General features: G+C 71.5%; 18 protein-coding genes. All 18 read right to left on the reverse strand.

All coding sequences use genetic code 11. From position 1 onward, the window contains the following. Positions 1-182: 182 nt before the first annotated feature. Positions 183-1,040 carry a transposase gene (locus RB150_10585; protein ID MDQ7820979.1) on the reverse strand — a complete coding sequence of 286 codons (858 nt, stop codon included), beginning with the start codon at positions 1,038-1,040 and terminating at the stop codon, positions 183-185. Between the two features lie 90 nt (positions 1,041-1,130). Next, on the reverse strand, positions 1,131-1,481 hold the full coding sequence (locus RB150_10590; GenBank protein ID MDQ7820980.1) for a hypothetical protein: 351 nt from the start codon (positions 1,479-1,481) through the stop codon (positions 1,131-1,133). Positions 1,482-1,744: 263 nt separating this feature from the next. Then, entirely contained in the window at positions 1,745-2,170 is a 426-nt protein-coding gene (locus tag RB150_10595) for a tetratricopeptide repeat protein (protein MDQ7820981.1), read from the reverse strand. A 12-nt stretch (positions 2,171-2,182) separates the two neighbouring features. Continuing rightward, positions 2,183-3,862 carry a secretin N-terminal domain-containing protein gene (locus tag RB150_10600; protein ID MDQ7820982.1) on the reverse strand — a complete coding sequence of 560 codons (1,680 nt, stop codon included), beginning with the start codon at positions 3,860-3,862 and terminating at the stop codon, positions 2,183-2,185. Between the two features lie 4 nt (positions 3,863-3,866). Further along, positions 3,867-4,499 (reverse strand): hypothetical protein, encoded by a 633-nt coding sequence (locus RB150_10605; protein MDQ7820983.1) that lies wholly within the window; start codon positions 4,497-4,499, stop codon positions 3,867-3,869. Next, positions 4,500-5,096 (reverse strand): type 4a pilus biogenesis protein PilO, encoded by a 597-nt coding sequence (gene pilO, locus RB150_10610; protein MDQ7820984.1) that lies wholly within the window; start codon positions 5,094-5,096, stop codon positions 4,500-4,502. After that, complete coding sequence (locus RB150_10615; GenBank protein MDQ7820985.1) at positions 5,093-5,653, reverse strand: PilN domain-containing protein; 561 nt, start codon at positions 5,651-5,653, stop codon at positions 5,093-5,095. Before RB150_10615 ends, pilO begins: the two co-directional genes overlap by 4 nt. Next, on the reverse strand, positions 5,650-6,735 hold the full coding sequence (pilM, locus tag RB150_10620) for a type IV pilus assembly protein PilM (protein MDQ7820986.1): 1,086 nt from the start codon (positions 6,733-6,735) through the stop codon (positions 5,650-5,652). The genes RB150_10615 and pilM overlap by 4 nt, the downstream gene beginning before the upstream one ends. A gap of 186 nt (positions 6,736-6,921) precedes the next feature. After that, positions 6,922-8,538 carry a polymer-forming cytoskeletal protein gene (locus tag RB150_10625; GenBank protein ID MDQ7820987.1) on the reverse strand — a complete coding sequence of 539 codons (1,617 nt, stop codon included), beginning with the start codon at positions 8,536-8,538 and terminating at the stop codon, positions 6,922-6,924. Between the two features lie 95 nt (positions 8,539-8,633). Further along, complete coding sequence (locus tag RB150_10630; protein ID MDQ7820988.1) at positions 8,634-9,374, reverse strand: prepilin-type N-terminal cleavage/methylation domain-containing protein; 741 nt, start codon at positions 9,372-9,374, stop codon at positions 8,634-8,636. Beyond that, the gene (locus RB150_10635; protein MDQ7820989.1) at positions 9,371-9,901 is read right to left on the reverse strand and encodes a prepilin-type N-terminal cleavage/methylation domain-containing protein; all 531 of its coding nucleotides are present in this window, start codon (positions 9,899-9,901) and stop codon (positions 9,371-9,373) included. Before RB150_10635 ends, RB150_10630 begins: the two co-directional genes overlap by 4 nt. Beyond that, complete coding sequence (locus tag RB150_10640; GenBank protein MDQ7820990.1) at positions 9,898-10,416, reverse strand: prepilin-type N-terminal cleavage/methylation domain-containing protein; 519 nt, start codon at positions 10,414-10,416, stop codon at positions 9,898-9,900. The genes RB150_10635 and RB150_10640 overlap by 4 nt, the downstream gene beginning before the upstream one ends. A 120-nt stretch (positions 10,417-10,536) precedes the next feature. After that, positions 10,537-11,292: a prepilin peptidase gene (locus RB150_10645; protein ID MDQ7820991.1), complete on the reverse strand. Its 756-nt coding sequence runs from the start codon at positions 11,290-11,292 to the stop codon at positions 10,537-10,539. Beyond that, on the reverse strand, positions 11,289-13,430 hold the full coding sequence (locus RB150_10650; GenBank protein ID MDQ7820992.1) for a transglutaminaseTgpA domain-containing protein: 2,142 nt from the start codon (positions 13,428-13,430) through the stop codon (positions 11,289-11,291). The genes RB150_10645 and RB150_10650 overlap by 4 nt, the downstream gene beginning before the upstream one ends. Further along, positions 13,427-14,593, reverse strand: a complete 1,167-nt coding sequence (locus RB150_10655) for a DUF58 domain-containing protein (GenBank protein MDQ7820993.1) — start codon at positions 14,591-14,593, stop codon at positions 13,427-13,429. Before RB150_10655 ends, RB150_10650 begins: the two co-directional genes overlap by 4 nt. A gap of 151 nt (positions 14,594-14,744) precedes the next feature. Next, complete coding sequence (locus RB150_10660; GenBank protein MDQ7820994.1) at positions 14,745-15,683, reverse strand: MoxR family ATPase; 939 nt, start codon at positions 15,681-15,683, stop codon at positions 14,745-14,747. Positions 15,684-15,811: 128 nt separating this feature from the next. Continuing rightward, positions 15,812-17,044, reverse strand: a complete 1,233-nt coding sequence (locus tag RB150_10665) for a glycosyltransferase (GenBank protein ID MDQ7820995.1) — start codon at positions 17,042-17,044, stop codon at positions 15,812-15,814. A 120-nt stretch (positions 17,045-17,164) separates the two neighbouring features. Further along, the coding region (locus tag RB150_10670) for a sugar transferase (protein ID MDQ7820996.1) at positions 17,165-18,490 on the reverse strand (1,326 nt) is incomplete at its 5' end.

The raw sequence follows: 18,490 nt of genomic DNA on the forward strand, positions 1-18,490 counted from the left end.
TCTCTCTTGCCGGTAGCGCCCACCCCGAAGCGGATGCGACACCTGTGACAACGTCGACGAAGGGGGTCTGACCCCAAAATTTCGTTTCCCTGGAGGCTGGTATGCCCGCACATCCGAAGGAAGCTTCAAAACGCCTACGACCTGTCGACAGCTGGGCGTCGAGGCGCGGGGCAGTTGATCCGTTAAACTGCAACAGTGTCTCCGGACAGGGCTTGTCGCGCCCGGACAATGCGGTCCATCGCCTTCCGGGCTAGCTTCCCGGCGCGTACCTTCTGCACATTCATCCTCACAGTGCGGACACGCACCCTCAGCAGACGCGCGGCGCGAGCCGGGGCCATGCCCAGCTCGTCCACCAGCAGGCCCGCGGCGGCCAGCCGCAGCCCCGGGATGCGGCGTTCCACGATGTCGGCCCGCAGCACGCCCAGCGCGTCAGCCACGGCGGCCAGGGCCGCCACCTCCCACCCACGCGTTCCCGGCCTGTAGTCCCGGAGCCTCGCCACCAAGGGTTCCTCAACGAACTTTCGATACTCCCTGACCCGGGCTGCGCGGTCGGTCCCCAGCATCGCCAGGACCAGGTGTGGTTCCGCCGGACCCGCCTCCCCCCTGATGTACTGGCGGTAGCTGCTCCAGGCATACTCTTCGGGTCTACCCACCACACCCGCCCGCACCGGGTTGAGATGAACGTACCGGGTGACCTCCAGCAGGTAAGAGTCGGTGTCCACCACCGTGCTGTAGAAACGCCCGCCAAACACGTGCCCTTTCCGCTTCCACCGCCTGTTGACGGCCTCCCCGTAACGGCCGTGCAGCCACTGGACGGTGGAGGATACGTTGGCCTTCGAAGTGCGCAGGACCACGTGCACGTGGGTGTCCATGAGGACAAAGGCCAGAAGCGTGGCCTCTCCGCGGTGGAGGGCGTCCCGGAGGAGGCGCAGATAGCTGCGCCGCTCGGTATCGTCCCTGAAGAGCGCGTCCCGGCCCACGGCGTGCGCAGTGACGTGGTAGACACCACCCGCGAGTTGCACGCGGCGCGGACGCGGCATCACCACCACCTCCTCGCCGCGATATCAGGGGTCTGACCCCAAAATTTCGGGGTGGGGCGGTGACCGTTGCTCATACGAGGGATGCCGGCGTCAGGGACAGCCGATGGTGGTGACGCGGATTCTCCCCGTGGCCGGCAGGAGCCGCACGCACAGGCGCATCCGGCCGGCCGCCAGGGTCACCGTCCCGCCGCCCGAGGGAGCACCGAACAGGCTGCGCCCGTGGAACAGGGCCTCGTCCGGCACGGCGCCGCCGAAGCGCGCGTAGGTGATCCGCACCCCGGCGGGCAGGGGCCGGTCGCGGGACACGAGCAGGCGCGAGCCCTCGCGGACGACCACCTGATACACCCCCGCCCCCGGGGGAAAGCGGACGCCGTGGGCCACCGCGGCCCGGCGCTCGGCCATGGCCCGGGCCTGGCTGGCCCGCAGCTCGGCCACCACCACCGTCGCGGCCGCCCGGACCCGCAGCCGGTCCGCCAGCGACCCCGCCTGCCAGGCGACCGCGGAGGCCAGCAGCCCGGCCAGGCCGATGACGATGAGGACCTCGATGCTGGTGAACCCCGTGCGAGGTGGGTGCAGGTCGGCCCCCGCCGCTCCGGGACAATTTCACCAGAGACCGCGGAGGTTTGCCATAGCCTTTCTGAGCCAAAAACCGACAGCCCGGGATCTCCCCGGGCTGCCGGCATCAATCACACGATCCGCACGAGCTACCGGACCGGAAGCGGCGTGGCCAGCTGGCCCAGGCGGCCGATCAGGGCGTGATACCGCGCCCGGTCGCCCACGGCCGCGTACGCCTCCAGCAGCGCCAGCAGGACCACGGGCTGTGGGTCCAGTTCAGCCGCACGCTCCAGCGACTGCACGGCCCGCACCCCATATCCGGCAGCGTAGGGGGCCAGCCCCCACCGGTACAGCCTGAAGGCGTGCAGGTAGGCCACCCCCAGCCAGTAGTGGGCCCGGGCGTCGCTGGCGTTGCGGGCCAGGGCCTCGGTGTAGGGCCGGATGGCCTGCTCGAACGCGCTCTCCGAATACACCCGGGAGGTGTCAAACCCGGGCACCTGGCCGGCCGCCGGCCCCACCGCCGTCACCACCGCAACCAGCGCCGCACACACCGCCCTGGGAAACCCACACCCCATCGCGCCGCCCTCCTACTGGCGTGCGTCCTTGAGAATCTGCGGGGTGATCAGGAAGACCACCTCGCTCTCCCGGATGTCGGTGGAGGTGGAACGGAACAGCTCGCCGATGATGGGGATGTCGCCCAGCAGCGGGACCTTGCGGAGGGTGCGCCGCTCCTCCTGACTGATCAACCCGCCCAGGACGATGGTCTGGCCGTCCCGGACCGTCAGGACCGTCTCCGCCGACCGGGTGGCCACCCGGGGCGCCTGCTGGCCCCCGGGGCCGGTGACGATCTCCGCCACCGAGCTCACCTCCGGCCGCAGGGTCAGGGTCATCAGGCCGTCGGCGTTCACCCGCGGGGTGACCTCCAGCTTCACCCCCACCTCCACGAAGGTCACGGTGGTCGTGGTCACCCCCGCCTGGGTCGTCACGGTGAAGATCGGCACCCGGTCGCCCAGCAGGATGGTGGCCTTGTTGCCGTCCAGGGTGGTGATGCGCGGCGCGGCCAGGATGCGGCCGCGGTTCTCGGTGACCAGTGCCTGCAGGCGGAACAGGATCAGGTCCGTGTCCACGAACTGGAACAGGATCCGGTTCTGGGCGCTGTCCAGGAAGAAGCTGCCGAAGTCGGTCCCCCCCACCCCGCTGAGCAGCCCCAGCTCCCGCAGGACGCTGGAGGCGATGTCGATGGCGTGGGCCTGGATCATGACCTGGGGAATGCGCACGTCCAGCGTGCCCAGGACCTTGACGACCTCCTCGTGCTGAGCGGAGGTCCCGGTGATGAGCAAGGAGTTGGTGCGGGTGTCCACGGCCACCCGGATGCCCGGCACGGCCGCCGCCACGGCGGAGCGGATGGCGTCCACATTGCCGTAGGCCAGACGGTAGGCGATGGTCTCGGGCACCTCGGGAGGCGGGGCCAGCTTTTCGGCCGACGAGATGATGATGTTCTTGCCCAGACGCCTGAACGCCAGGCCGTTGGCCTCCAGGATGAAGCGCAGCGCGTCCTCGCAGGTCACGTCCACCAGCCGCAGGGTGATGGTGCCCTGCACCGAGGAGTCGGTCACCATGTTGAACGCGCACAGCTTGGACAGAGCACTCAGCACGTCGGCCAGCGCCACGCCCCGGAACTCCAGCAGGCGGATCAACCCCGGCGCCTGGGGGCCGGTGGGCAGCTGCTGGGCGGTGCGGACCACCCCGGTCCCGGGAGCGGCCGACACCGCCGGCGCCAGGGGACCGGAGATCTCGGGCACCGGCGCGGCGGCCGCCGCGCGCGCCTGCCCTTCGGTCACCGGCGCCTGCAGGGGGACACTCACCACCAGGATGTGGGGAGCCGACCGCTGTACGTCCACCGGAACGGGGCGCACCAGGTCGATCACCACCCGGGCAATCGGCGGGCTGTCCTGGAACTGGCCGACCCGCACGCGCAGGACGTTGCCCTTGTTCACCGGGCGGGTCGTCCGCAGGTGCTCGTCCACCACGGCGTTCAGCACGTCCACGGCCACCCGGGGCGGCTGCGTGGTGGACAGCGTCGTCACCTGAAACAGGATCGGCCCCGTGGCCACGACCCCCACCACCAGCCGGGTGCCAAAGTCCTTGACGGTCACCTGGGTGACCCGCAGGGGGCCGGCGCCCGCCGGCGCCGGACGCCAGGCCGGCAGGACCAGCGCCGCCGCGGCCAGCAGCACCACGATGCGGAGATGACGGCTCCGGTGCATCCGTTCACTCACCTCCCATGCGCACGTCAAAGCGCCTGCCGCCCTGCACGAATGTGACCGTCCGCCGCGCGGAGTCGATGCGGACCACCCGCAGGTCGCCGATGGTTTCCCCCGCCGTGACAATCTCGGTTCGGTTGCCGATCACCACCACGGCCACGGCCCGCGTGTCGCCCACGATGCCCGTCACGGCAATCCCCGCTCCGGGAGCCGGAGGCTGAGGCTGGGCCGGCGGCTGAGGCTGGCCGGGCAGCGGCGGCGGGGGCAGCTGCTGGCCGGGGCCGGGCGGCGTCGGAAATGGTGGCGGGGGCAGCGGGGGAGCCGGCGGGGGCACAGGGGCGGCCGGCCGCGGCCGGACCAGAGGGATGAACGGGTCAGGTCTCCCGGTGGGACCTGAGGGAACCTGGGCCACCTGGGGTGTGGGGGCCGTCGGGGCTGGTGCCGCCGCCGCCTGGGGCGGCGGGGCCGGCTGAGCTGCCGGGGCGGGTGCCGGCCGCTGCGCCGGGGCCGGGGCCGGAGGAGGCGGCGCACCGACGAACAGTCGGGAGGCGACCAGGTATCCCGCCAGCAGGACCAGCAGGATGACCGCGCCCCACCCCGCAATCGGGTTCTTTTTCAGAAACTCCCGGAGCCTGTCCATCTAGCGGGCCTCCCGCGGCAGCACGTAGGTCTCCGCCTCGACGTTGAGCGTCAGTTCCGGCAGGGTGCGGGGGTCAATCGCCAGGCTGCGGACCGCGATCATCCGCGGGAAGTCCCGCAAGGCCGCCATCAGCCGGATGGTTTCGTCGTAGGTCGCCTGGATGGTCATGGCGATGGGAAAGCGCAGGTACGTCGGCCCGCCAGGGGGAGCCTGCTGTCCCCCTGCCCGAGCAGGTTGCTGCTGTGCCTGGCCGACGGTGGCCGGCTGCAGCTGGGAGGGCCGGATGGACTGGAGGTTGACCCCCACCGAGCGGCTGAGGCGCTCCAGCTGCACCAGCAGCACGGGGGTTTCCTTCTGGGCGGGCAGGCGGGTTTCGATCTGCGCGATGAAGGCCGACAGCCGCTGGTACTCCTCCTGCAGGCGCGTGATCTGGGCGGCGGTGGCGCGCATGCGGTCCCGCTGGGCCGTCTGGGCGGCCAGCTGGTCGGTCAGCCGCCGGATCTCGGCCTGCTTGGGGGCGTAGACGTAGTAGTAAAACAGCAGCAGCACGCCGACGGTGCCGACCACGATGAGCAGGATGCGCTCGCGGCGGGTCATGGCACGCCGGCCTCCCGGCGCGGCGGCGTCAGCCGCGCCGACACCGAGAAGTTGGCCACCTCGCGGCCTTCCTGGACCTGCTTCTGGACGATGTTCAGGTCCGCGCCCTCGAACATGGGTGAGGCGTCCAGGTTCACCATGAAGCGGGCCACGGCCTCGTAGCTGAGGCCGAACCCGTTGAAGGTCAGGTTGCCGTCGGGGCGGGCCTCCACCCGGATCAGCCAGACATCGGCGGGCACGATGCGCCGCAACTCGGTCAGCATCTCGTCCCAGGGAATGCGCAGGGCCTCCAGCTGCCGCAGCAGCTGCTCCTTGCGCCGGGCTTCGGCGATCTGGCGCTGCAGGGCTTCCACCTCGGCGACCCGGGGCTTCAGTTGCTCGATCTCCCGGGTGACCGCCTCCAGGTCGCCCTTCAGCCCGGCGATCCGGGCGTTGAGGGCCACCGTGGCCACGGCCACCGCCGCCAGCACGGCCACAAAGGCCAGGGCCACCAGCATCCGTGGTGCGATGGCGGGACGGCGAACCCGCTCCCGGGGCAGGAGGTTGATCTTGATCATCGCTCGGCTGCCCCCCGCATGGCCAGTCCGACGGCAGTGGCCAGGGATGGGCCCCACTGCTTGCGCTGGTCGGGGGTGAGGACCCGGTCCGGCACCTCGCAGGTCAGGAACGGATCGCCCACCACCGTCTCCACGCCCAGTTCGAGCGACAGGAACCGGTCCAGGTTCTGCAGGCGGGCGGTGCCGCCGCTGATGACGACTCGCCCGACCCGGCTGTCCCGCCAGCGGGTCTGGAAGTAGTCCATCGAGCGGCGGATCTCCGTGGCCAGGTCGCCCAGGATCGGCAGCATGGCGTCGTGGAGGGCCAGCACCGTGCGGTCGTCGGGAAGCGGCTCACCCTCCAGCAGCACACTGCCCTTTTCCTCCTTGAGCTGGGCGGCCGACGAGAACTCCATGTCCAGCCGGGACGCGACCGCCTTCGTCAGGTTGTCTCCCCCGATATTGATGTTGCGCGTCAGGCGCAGCTGGCGACCTTCGACGATGACGATGTCGGTGGTCTCTCCCCCGATGTCCACGAAGACCGTGGCCGTCCCCTCGCCGTCGGCGTGGGGCTGCAGGGCCCGGATGACGGCGAAGGACTCCACGTCCAGGACAAAGGGCTGCACCCCGGCGGCCTCCAGGGCCTGCACGTGCCGGTCCACCACCTCCCGGCGGGCGGCCACCAGGAGGACCACGATCTTGCGCTGGTTGTCCTCCACCGTCTCGCCGATGACGTCAAAGTCCATGTTGACCTCGCGCACCCCGTAGGGGATGTAGCGCTCGGCCTCAAAGCGGGCGGCCTGCTTGAGCTCGTCGGGGGACATGGGGGGCAGCTTCAGCTCCCGGACGATGACGGCTTGGCCGCCGACGGCAGAGACCACCCGGCCGGGCCGGATGCCGGCCCGGGAGAGGACCTGGCGGATGGCCAGCCCCAGGGCCTGGGGCTCCACCACCGCCCCCTCCTTGACCGCCCCCGGGGGGGTCTCCCCCCACCCCGCGTGGAGGACCCGGTAGCGGGTTCCCGCCGGGGCCAGCTCCACGGCCTTGACGGTATGGCTGCCGACGTCGATGCCCACAAACCGACGGGCTCCCAACAGCGCCATCCTCGCGACCGCCCTTCAGCGAACCTCCGTTTGGGATGCCGCGCTAGGCAACACTTCCCACTTCGGCCCGCAATTCCTGCAGGCTTCCATGGAAACGGCCCAGATTCTCCCTGCCCCATCCGGGGGCATCCCAGTCCCCCGGGGCCCGCCGGCACCGGGCCGCAGGAGGGGCGGGAGATTACCGCACTAGCGTTCCCACCAGGCCCTGCCGACCACCGTGGACGGGCCCGTGGGGGCGCTGCCGCCCACGTTGGCTCCCCCTTCGACTGTGATGTTGCCGATCAGTTTCAGAGTTTCCTTGGCCACCAGGCCGCCGTGCACGTTGACGTTCCCCGTCCCGGCCTGCAGGGTGCCGTTGACGACGATCGTCCCCCAGTAGTCAAAGGTGCCGTTGACAACGAGGTTGCCGTTTACCACGATGTTCCCGTGGCCCGCGATGTTCCCGTTGATGGTCCAGTCGCCCTCCAGGACCAGAGTCACCTGGCGGGAGGCGGCGCATCCCGACATCTCCGGGGACTTACAGCCCAGGTCGGTTTGGATGGTGCTCCCGTCGGGGGCGGTGCAGGTGACCGGCAGCGAGTTGAGCACACCGCCGCCGCTCTTCGTGCAGGTGTAATTGTTGGTCATGCTGCTGATCTCCGGAAACGGCGGCACCGTGGCGTACTGGGGATAACTGACCAGGTCGGGCTCCTTGCCGTCAGGCAGGCAGATGTCGTCCGGGCAAGGGCTGGTGCCGTTGCGCTTTTCCAGGCGCATCTTGACCTCGTTGAAGCGCCAGTAGTTCTTCAGGTACTGCTCCCAGACCACGTGCTTGAACCAGATGGGGTCGGCAGTGCCGTCGCCGTTGAGATCCACCGGCAGGCCGGTCTCGTCGTAGACGATTTCGGCCACCCACTTGTAGGGGAGCCCGCAGGGGAACAGGTCGGGGTCCAGCTGAGAGGGAATGGGCCCTCCCCCGTCAGGGTCGTCCCTGTCGAATCCGTACACTGGCTCGTTGACAGCGTCGGTGTTGTCCTGCTTGCGCCCGCTGAAGGTCACGGCGTAGGCGGGGTTGGTGGGAGTACAGGTGGGATAGTTGGCCGTGGCGTCCGCCGCAAAGGCCAGGATGTCGCGGCCTATCGACGAGGTGTCCAGCTCCCCCAGCCGGGTGGCGGGGTACCACTTGGTCGTGTCGTCGGGCGGATTGGGGTCAGTGCACGGTCGCCTGTAGCAGAATGGAATGGCGCCCGGTGCCGTCTTGCTGACCCGCCAGCCGGCGTAGGTGTACGATCCTGCCGGGGGCAGGTTCTTGTACTGGATGAAGGTCCGTGCGTACACGTCGCCGGCGCTGATGTCGGCGCTGCCGGTCTCGGTGACGCTGGCGGCGAACGTCACGTTGGGCGGAAAGGCGATCTGCTGCTGCAGGACCAGGGCGCTCAGGCGTCGGGTCGCGCGGCCCACGGTGGCATCTGAGCGGATTTCCAGGTACGCTGAATTGGTCCCCACGTACCGCTGGACCACGGTCACGTTCGCGGTGGCGCCGGGCACGGCGCCGGAGGCGACCAGCGAGCTGCTGAAGCCGGCCAGGTAGGGCCGGCCCTCGGCCACCCGGGTCATGGCCTCCTGGATCCCGGCCTGGGCCAGGTCGGCGGCGCGGGCGCTGTCCCGCTGCAGGCCGGCGATGACGATCTCGTTGCCGGCAGCGGTCAGCATGGCGGTGATCAGGATGAAGGTGAGCACCACGAACAGCAGGACGGTGACCAGTGCCGCCCCCCGCTCGCCGGCTTGGACGCCGATTCCGGCTCCCCGTTCACGCGCTCTCACTGCTCTCCGGCGTGCCCGCAGTCTCCTGTGTCCATCACACCTCATGCCCTTTCACCCACATTCGCCTTCGGATCCTCGCCCCCGCAGGGGCCAGGTCAGTTGCGCGTCAGGGACCCCCCGGGCAGCAGGATCTCCTGCTCGGGCAGGGCCCGGCCCTGCACCACTTCGGTGCCCGCCACCTTCAGCCGGACCGTCAGCAGCCCGCCGGCCTGGGTGACGTCGAAGCTCTCCACCATGGCCGCGATCGTGTCCCCGCCGGTCAGCCACGCCAGGTTCAGGGACTCTGTGGGGGACGCCAGCTGGCCGGTCACCCTCTTGAGGTCCGACCCGTCCCGGTAGTAGCCCACGTACCGCTGCCAGATGGGCACGTAGCGCATGCACGGCGAGCCGTCGGGCGTGTCGCACGGGGGCGGGTACGGCGGGTCGCCGGTGGTCTGGGAGGGTTTGGGCGGGTCGGTCCCCGTGAAGTCCTCGTAACAGTACCGGTTGTACAGCTCCTCGGACTCGGTCCGGGTGTACAGGCAGAATTTCGTCTGGTCGCGGCCCAGGCGGGCCGACTTGAACAGCACCCTGTGCCAGCCGGCTCCCAGGCTGGTATCCACCACCAGCTGTGCAGCACCGGTCTCCCGCAGCTCCCGGGTGATCCGGTCCACCGCCACGCGGGCGTTCTGGGCGACGTCGGCGGCCACCTCCACCTTGCGCGAACCGGTGCGGGCGCTGCTGAAGACGGCGTCGATCATCAGGATGAACAGCCCGAACACCGCCAGGGCCACCAGCATCTCCACCAGGGTGACCCCGCCCTGTGACCGGTGAACCCGCCTCAGGAGCCGCGTCACGGCAGGCCTCCCTGCAGGAAGCGGTCGAGGGTCAGGGTGCGGGTCGCCGACCGGTAGCGCCAGCTCAGGACCGAGCGGATCCGGACGAGGTACTCGGTGGACGGCGCGGTGTCGCAGCCGGAGGTGTGCACGTAGCGCCGCACCGAGTCGTCCCAGCACCACCGCTCGATGGTCACGTCCAGCTTCCTCCAGTCCAGCTGGTAGGGCTGACCGGGCGGGGTGGGATAGCCGGTCAGCCCGGAGGACGAGATGGACGCCCCCGTGCAGTCCGGCCCGTCGCAATACGCGCCTGGGCTCAGGGCCGCAGCGTTCTGCGCGGCGACGTACTCGTGAAGCGCCTGGAGGTACACCGCGGCCGCCGTGGCGTCCTTGGCCGACCGGGTGGTGGTGAACCCGGTGGGAAACCCCTCCAGGAACCCGCCGGAACTGGTCGCCCCGAGCACCCCCAGGGCGCCGATGACCACCACGGCAAAGATGGCCAGCGACACCAGGACCTCCAGCAGGGTGAACCCGCGCTGGTCGCTCATGGCACCACGCTCACCCGCCCGGTGGCCGCCGTTACCTGGACGCTGACCCCGACGCCTGACCGGCTCACCAGCCGCACGTCTCCACCAGATACCGCAAAGCCCAGCGGCTGAAACGTCACACATTTGTTGGACGGGTCCCCGGGGGTCGTGCAGGCGGCCACCGTGCTGGCCGACCCGTCGACGGTCACCGACGACGGCCACTCCCCGGACCCCACCGTCCGCTCCAACAACGGCGGATCGGGGGACGGTTGGTGGCGGTACACCCTCAGGCCGCCGGGGCTCCCGACCACCAGCTCCACGGTGTAGGCCACCCCGGCGCTGACCGCCGCGGCGTGCGCGCGGCGCAGCTCGGCGGTGACCAGGGACGCCGCCCGGCGCAGCTGAAAGGCGTCGCTGGCCCGGCGGATGCCCAGCACCAGCATCCCCAGGACCAGGGAGGCCAGGCCGACCACCACCACCAGCTCGATCAGCGAGAAGCCGGCCTGGCCGCGCGCTCCCCGCACTCGGGCCCTCATGGGTCTCTTATGATTCTGCCCCACCCCGCCGGGCCGCAGACATCACGCCCCGCCCCGCGTGGGACCGTACTTCCACGCAGGTGCCCGAAAACTTCCCTCACTGTGCCACCGGACGCCGTCTCACAGGCTCAACCACCACCGCAGGAGCACGTCTCCTGCCAGCAGGGCCACCACTCCTCCCACCGCCAGCGCCGGCCCGAAGGGGATGGGGTCTTTGCGCGACCGCTTCCGGGCGGCCATCAGGACCAGCCCGGCCGCCGCCCCCACAAGGAAACCCACCAGTAAGCCCACGGCGATGCCCGGCCAGCCCAGAAACGCCCCCATCATGGCGGCCAGTTTGATGTCTCCGCCCCCCATGCCTCCACGGCTGACCAGGGCAATGAGCAGGAAGAAGGCGCCGGCTCCGGCTGCGGCAACCACCGCGGGGACAATCCTGCCCTGGAGGGCGGACAGGGCCAGGCCCGCGGCCAGACCGGGATAGGTGATGGCGTTGGGGACGATCTGGTGGTCCAAGTCGATGAAAAACACCGCCAGCAGGCTGAGGGCCAAGACGGCCCCCGAGACCAGAGCCAGCCAGGCGCCCGCGGGCGCATAGGAGGACCAGATCAGGACCAGCAACACGCCGGCCGTAGCTTCCACCAGGGGGTACCGCCACCCGATCGGCGCCCGGCAGGTCCGGCACCGGCCGCGCAACAGGACGAAGCTGAGCAGGGGGATGTTGTCGGCCGGCCGCACCGGCGTCCCGCAGCGCGGGCAGTGCGAGCCCGGGCGGACCAGAGACTGCTTGCGGGGCAGCCGGTAGATCACCACGTTGAGAAAACTGCCCAGGATGGTGCCCAGGGCGAAGACGAAGGCGAGGATGGCGGGCGAGTTCATGAGCGGTCACCGTGCGGACGCGCGAACTCGCGGGAAGGCGGGATCGCGGGAACGCGAGAACGCGGCTGGGTGGCGGTGCGACCCGGCGGTTCCCTCCGCCGCGGGAGGCGTCGCACCGCCCCGCGCAGGGTGTCCAGCGCCTGCCGGCAGGCGTCGACGTCCCCCAAAGTGGCCGGCCGACCGCCGTACCGGGATGCCTCAAACACCCGCGTGACCAGATCCGCGGGGGGCCGGACGGACTCCGGCAGCGCCGCCACGAACTCCCGAGGAGTCAGATGCCCCAGCCGGCGGTATCCCCGGCGTCTCAGCAGGTGCTCCATGCGGACGTAGGCGGTCTCCACCGGATCTGCGGGGCGGCCGGGCCCGCGCCGTGTCCGGGCCGCGGCGGCGGCCGCAGCGGCCGCCGCCCCCAGGACAGCGAGGACGCCCTGCAGGGGAATGTCCCGCGGGACCGTTGCGCCGGCTCCGGCCATCCCCCTCCACACCCATCGGATCCCGTCCGCCAGCAGCCACTGGCCGGGTGAGTCGTCCAGCGCGGACGGCACCGCAAACCCCGGCGTCGGGTCCACCGCCACCCACCCCACGCCGGGCTGGAAGACCTCCACCCAGGCGTGGGCGTCGGAGTTGCGGACCTCGTAGTAGCCGGTGAGCCGATTATACGCCCCGGTGGTGTAGCCGGTCACCAACCGCGCCGGGACCCCGGCCGCGCGCAGCAGGACGGCCAGGGCGCTGCTGAACGCCTCGCAGGATCCCTGGCGCGTCACGAACAGGAAGTGGTCGACGGCATCCGCACCCGGAGGCAACGGAGGCGCCTGCAGCGTGTACGTGCAGCACCGGCGCAGGTAGTCGGCGACGGCCACGGCCTTGCCGTAGGGGCTGCCGCCTCCCGCCGCGAGGTCGGCGGCCAACTGCCGCACGCGGTCGGGCAGCCGGGGCACCTGCAGGTACCGCTCCCGCACCGAGGGCGGAATCTCGCCGTGCTCGCGGGCCAGCAGCGCCGGAGTGGGCGACGGGACCCGGCTGATCACGCTGTAGACCATCCCCGGCTCCAGGGTAATCGGGCTGCGCAGTCCGGCGTAGCGGTCCACGGCTACCAGCCCGGTGGGGAAGTAGACCTCGAACGGCCGGTAGGCGGCGAAGATGACGTTGGGCTGGTCGGCCTCCACGTAAAATGTCTGGACGACCTGCTCGGAGCCGGCCGGCCAGGGCTCGTCCTCTCCCAGCCGGGCCACAAACCGCACCTGGTCGGGGATCAGTTCCTCGACGGACGGATCCGTCATCCGCCAGCCCTGGCCGGTGTACTCGTCAAACCCCAGCCCCCGCCAGAACGCCGGGCGCGTGGACCGGACGCGCAGGACCAGACGCTCGTCCGGCACACCCCGCAGGCGCAGGTCCACGAAGGTGGAGAAGCCCACGTAGCCCAGGGGGTTGAAGACCACGTCCCGCTGCGGTCCCGCCTGGTCGGCCTCCGGATAGGCCGGATTGACAATGCGTGTGTGCAGACGGGCCGCCCACGGCAGCCGCGGGGACACCGGCATCCACCGGACCCGCAGGCCCTCCCCCCGGGGGACCGCGACGAACACCGCTGCCGCGGCCAGGACCACCGCGGCGCCGGCCCCGGCCCCCGCGCGCAGCAGCCCCCGCAGGGGTGCACCCTCCGGCCAGTACAGCGCGGCAACGGCTGTGGTGGCGGCCAGGGCGAAGACCGCGACCACCAGGCCGTAGGCCAGGTCCCGCGCGTACGCGCCGCCGACGGCCACGAGCACCACCGCGCTCGCCAGGGAGTACTTGAGATCCCGGCGGGCCGGCAGGTCGAAGCTGTGGAGGACCTGCAGCCACAGGAACAGGCGCACGAGGGGGACCCGCGGGTCGTAGGGAGTGGCCACCAGCGTGCGGAAGAAGTCCCGGGCCACGACCAGCACCAGGACGGCGACAGCCAGCTTCAGCCACGTGTTCCGGGCCCGGCGCCGAAGGTAGCTGACTATGAAGCCGGCCGTGACAGCCGCGGCGGCCAGCGCAGCCTGGGAGGCGAACTCCTCCTGCACGCCCACGGCGGCCACGGCCACCAGGATTGCGACCAGGGTCGCCGCGCGCGCGACCGGCGCGTCCTCCGCTTCGTGCGCACGCCGGCGCGTCATAGCGCCCACCGGGCCAGGGCTGCGCCCGCATCGTGACCGCCGCGCAGGACGGCCACCGGCACCCCCAGCGCTTCCAGCGCGAGGAGGGATCCCTCGGGCGGTTCCCCTGCTTCCCGATTGCCCGGCCGGTAGGTGGGGACGCTGACCACGACGGCGGCCACCGGGTGACGGCGAGCCAGCACCAGCAGCCCGTCGGCGTCAGCGGTCAGCACGACGGCACGCGTCCCCGGAGGCAGCAGCGCGTGCTGCTCTGCGGGGCCGCGGCTGCCTCCCGGGTGCACCGACGCCAGCCACCGCAGCGCCTCCCGCCAGCTCAGCGCGCTCGCCTGCCGGTCCGCGGAACTCACCAGCAGGACCGGGCGGCCCGAGCGGGTGGCGGTGTGGGCGACCGAGGCGGTGGCGCGGACCAGGTCTTCGAACGCGTCCGGGGCGTCCTCGTACAGGCCGGGACGGGTGTCCAGCAGGACCGCCGTCGCCTCCTGGAGGTCGTCCTCGAACTCCCGCACCACCAGGCGGCCGCGGCGCGCGGTGCTGCGCCAGTGGACGTGGCGCAGGCTGTCGCCGTCGCGGTAGTCGCGCACACCAAAGACGTCCAACCCGTGGCGCATCACGCGGCGCACGGACGTCCGGTCGGCGTCCGCCGGGCCGGAGGACGGAAGGCGGGGGAGAGTCCAGTACCGGGGAAGGACGACGACCGTCCCCCTGGCCGGCACCCGGCGCCGGGCCGCCGCCAGCCCCAGCAGGCCGGCCGTAAAGACCTCGACGTGGTCCACCGTGTGGACCCCCCGCCGCAGGGCGGTGGCGCGGTAGGCGGCGGTGACCGGTCGGGTGGACAGCACGGGAATCGCTACCGAGCCCGCGGTCAGTCCGGGAACGGCGTCCCGGACCGTGAGCGCAACCCGGTGCCCCCGGCGCACGCCGAGCACCAGGCGGACGGACACCTGCTCTCCCTCGGTCGCCTCGGCCGGCATGGTACGGGAGACCCGGACCCCGCGGAGGGCGGTCCAGACTTCCGCCCACCCGACCACCACAGCCCCCCACAGCAGGGCGTCGACGGCGAACACCCACCCGGCCTGCAGGTTGATGGCCACCAGCAGGAGCAAGACGGCCAGCACCCCCACGGCCACGCCGTCGGCCGTCGGCCTGATGCTCGTGTTCCTCACGGGCCCTCACCCAGCCCTCTCCCGCAGGGAAAGGGAACGCGTCGCCTCCTCCAGGAAAGAGGTGACCTGCGCGCTGCGCCTCCGTCCTCAGGCGTTGCACGCGCGCCCGCGGCCCCCGCGGCGGCGTGCCTGCGCATTGTCTGCGCTTCCGTCAGTGACCCCCCACCCGGACCGGCACCTCCACCGCCTCCAGGATCTCCCGGACGACCTCGTCGGGGGACACGGCCCGGGAACGCAGGGCCATCCGGTGCGCCAGGACCGGCAGCGCCAGGCCCTTGACGTCGTCGGGCAGGACGAACGGCCGGCCCTCGCGCGCTGCCCGGGCCTGGGCCAGGCGGACCAGGCCCACCGACGCCCGGGGACTGGCCCCCAGGGCGACCTCCGGGTGGCTGCGGGTGGCCGCCACCACCTGAGCGGCGTAGGCCATCACCGACCGCTCCACGTGGACCTCCCGGACCTGCTGCTGCCACGCCAGCACCTCGGCGGGCGTCACCACCGGGTGCAGGTCCTCCAGGGGATGCGCCCGCCGCTGGCGGGCGATGACCTCCACCTCCTCGTCCAGGTCGGGGTAGCCCAGCGACGTCGAGACCAGGAACCGGTCCAGCTCCCCTTCGGGCAGGGGATACGTCCCGTGGTGTTCCAGAGGGTTGAGGGTCGCGATCAGGAAGAAGGGCTGCGGAAGTGTGTGGGCGACTCCCTCGACGCTGACGCGCCCCTCGTCCATGGCCTCCAGAAAGGCGGCCTGGGCGCGCGGAGTGGCACGGTTGAGCTCGTCGGCCAGCACCACATTGGCGAAGACGGGACCCGGCACGAACCGCAGGGCGCCCCGACCGGCGTCGTACACCATCCCGCCGGTGATGTCCGAGGGCAGCAGGTCCGGCGTGCCCTGGATGCGGCGGAACGTCCCGCCGATGGACCGCGCCAGCGCCCGGGCCAGGACGGTCTTGCCCACCCCGGGCACGTCCTGCAGCAGGACATGCCCGCCGGCCAGGAGGGCGGCGACGACCAGTTCGAGGGTGGTCCTCTTGCCCACCACCACCTGCTCCAGGTTGGCGATGAGGGCGTCGGCTCCCGGGCCGACGGCCGACACAGGTGTGCTGCGGATCACAGCCGGTTCAGGGTCGGACGACATGAAGGCTCCCTCGTCGGACATCTGGACACACTGTGAAGATGCCCGCGCAGGCGGAGGGCTAGAAGGGCCGCCGCCCGGCCGCCGGGCTACAGGGGGAGTCGATCCCGGAGGATGGTCTCCACCAGGTCCACGATCGCGGCCCGAAAGCGGGGGCGGGAGAACCGCTCCGCGTGCGCTCGGATGGCGCGGGGATCAAATTCCATGCCGTCGGCCGCCCGGACGGCCGACGCCAGAGCCTCGGGATCGGGTTCGGAGAACAGCAGACCCGTCACCCCGTCCACGACGCTCTCCAGGGCGCCGCCCTGTCTCAGGGCGATGACTGGCCGCCCGCAGGCCTGGGCTTCGACCGGAACCAGCCCGAAGTCCTCCACCCCGGGAAACACCAGGGCCCGGCAGTGCCGGTAGTACTCGCGCAGCACCTCGTCGGCCACCTCGCCGACGAAGCGCACCCCCGGCCCCGCCATCGCCTCCAGTCGCCGGCGCTCGGGTCCGTCCCCGACGACGACCAGCGGCCGGCGCAGGCGGGTGAACGCTTCCACCGCCAGGTCGACCCGCTTGTAGGGCACCAGGCGGGAGACGACGAGGTAGTACGTCCCAGGCACGGGGGAGCGTGTGGACGGGGGACCCGGGGGTGGAGGGAAGCCCTCTTGCGCTGCCCCGTGCGTGCGCGTCGGCGTCTCCGCAGCCGGCGTGAAGAAGTCGGTGTCCACGGGAGGGTAAATCACGACGGCGTCGCGTCCGTAGTGGCGGCGGATGCGGCCAGCCACATGGCGGGAGTTGGCCACAAACACGTCCACCCGCTGCGCCGCCGCCCGGTCCCACGCGCGCAGCGCGGCCAGGATCCCCCGCGCGGCGGGGCGGACTGCACGTGGAAGAGCGTGCACGTACTCGTCCTGCAGGTCCCAGGCGTAGCGCATGGGGGTGTGGCAGTAGCAGATGTGGACGGCTCCGGGGGGCACGCGCACCCCGTGGGCGCAGGCGTGGCTGCTGCTGACGACCAGGTGGTAGCCCCGCAGGTCCACCGACCGGAACGCCAGGGGGAGCAGCGGGACCGCCAGCCGGTGGCGCCCGACGGCGCCCGGCACCCGCTGCAGCCAGGAGGGCCGGACATCGAGACCGCGGAAGGGCGCCGGCAGGGCCCCGGGCCGGTGCAGGGCGGTGAACACCGGCGCGTGGGGAAACAGGTTGTGCAGTTCCAGCAGCACCCGGTCCGCCCCGCCCAGGGTCACCAGCCAGTCGTGGACGAGGGCAACGCGCAGATCGCGGGATCGCGCGACCGCGGGACTGCGGGATTGGGGGGATCGCGCGTCATCCGTCATTCCGTCACGATCGTCAGGACCCGTGTGAACCCCCGACTCGACTGGCAGCATCGAGGACTGATCGCGAGCCCCCGGGTGTGTAGATGCCTGCGCGTATTGCTGTGTCCTGATGTTCCGGTTTCAATAGGCCCCCCGCCCGGCGATCACCGAGGGGAGCGTGCGCAGGAGGATCTTCAGGTCCAGGCCCACCGACCAGTGGTCGATGTAGTACAGGTCCAGGCTGACGCGGCGGTCGTAGTCCAGCTCGTGGTGGCGCAGGACCTGCCACAGCCCGGTCAGCCCCGGCTTGACGCACAGCAGCCGGCGTTCCCACGGGCCGTACTTGGCCAGTTCTTCCTCCACCACCGGCCGCGGGCCCACCAGGCTCATCTCGCCCCGCAGGACGTTGAGCAGCTGGGGCAGTTCGTCCAGACTGGTCCGCCGCAGCCACCGGCCCACCCGGGTCACCCGGGGATCGTCGGGCAGCTTGAAGGCCCGGCGGAACCGCTCCCGCAGCGAGGGGTCGCGGGCCAGGTGTTCCTCGGCGTCAACGACCATGGTGCGAAACTTCCAGGCGAAAAACGGCACCCCGCCCTTGCCGACCCGCCGGTGACGGTAGAAGACCGGGCCCGGGCTGTCCAGCTTGATCAGCAGGGCGATGGCAGCGAACAGAGGGAGGGCACAGAGCAAACCCGCGACGGCCCCTACCACATCCAGGACGTCCTTGACCCGCTGGCCCCACCCGGCCAGCGGGTTGTCGCGCAGGGTCAACAGGGGCAGGCGGTCCACCAGCTCCACTTCGGCCCCGGTGGCTGCCAGCGTGTACAGGTCCGGCACGATGGCGAAGGGCACTCCCGCCTCCCGGCAGGCGGCCGCCACGTGCAGGATGGTCTGGCGCGCGTCCCCCGGCAGGGCGATGATCACCCGGTGGGCCCCCGCGCGGCGCACGGCCGCCAGCACCAACTCGGGCGTGCCCACCACCGGAAGGCCGTCTATCTCTCCGGCGCCTCCGTCCACAAACCCCACGGGCCGCTGGCCGTACTCCGGACGCGCCCGCAGGATGGCCGCCACGGCCCGCGCCTCCGGACCCGTGCCGACGATGAGCACGTGGCGGACGTCCACCCCCCGGGCCCGCAGGGCCCTGTGGGCCACTCGCCGTACCCCCCGGACGGCCACCACCAGCACGAGGCTGAGCGCCCAGGCGAACAGGACCCACAACCGCGAGTAGGAGAACTGCCGATAGAAGAACGTTCCGGCCAGGACCCCCATCATGCCGACGGAGACCGCGCTGGCCACCCGCAGAGCCTCGTCCGCAAACCCCCCGGGGCGGTCCCGGTACAGCCCGTAGGCGGCGAACAGGGCGATCCAGGCCGGGACGACCAGGGCCAGGGGGGCAAAGTACGGCCCGGGAGGCGGGGAGTCAGCGGCCGGGACGACCTCCCAGCGGAACCGCAGCAGGTAGGCCAG

The organism is Armatimonadota bacterium (assembly GCA_031081675.1).
In the GTDB taxonomy this organism is placed as follows: domain Bacteria; phylum Sysuimicrobiota; class Sysuimicrobiia; order Sysuimicrobiales; family Kaftiobacteriaceae; genus Calidihabitans; species Calidihabitans tengchongensis.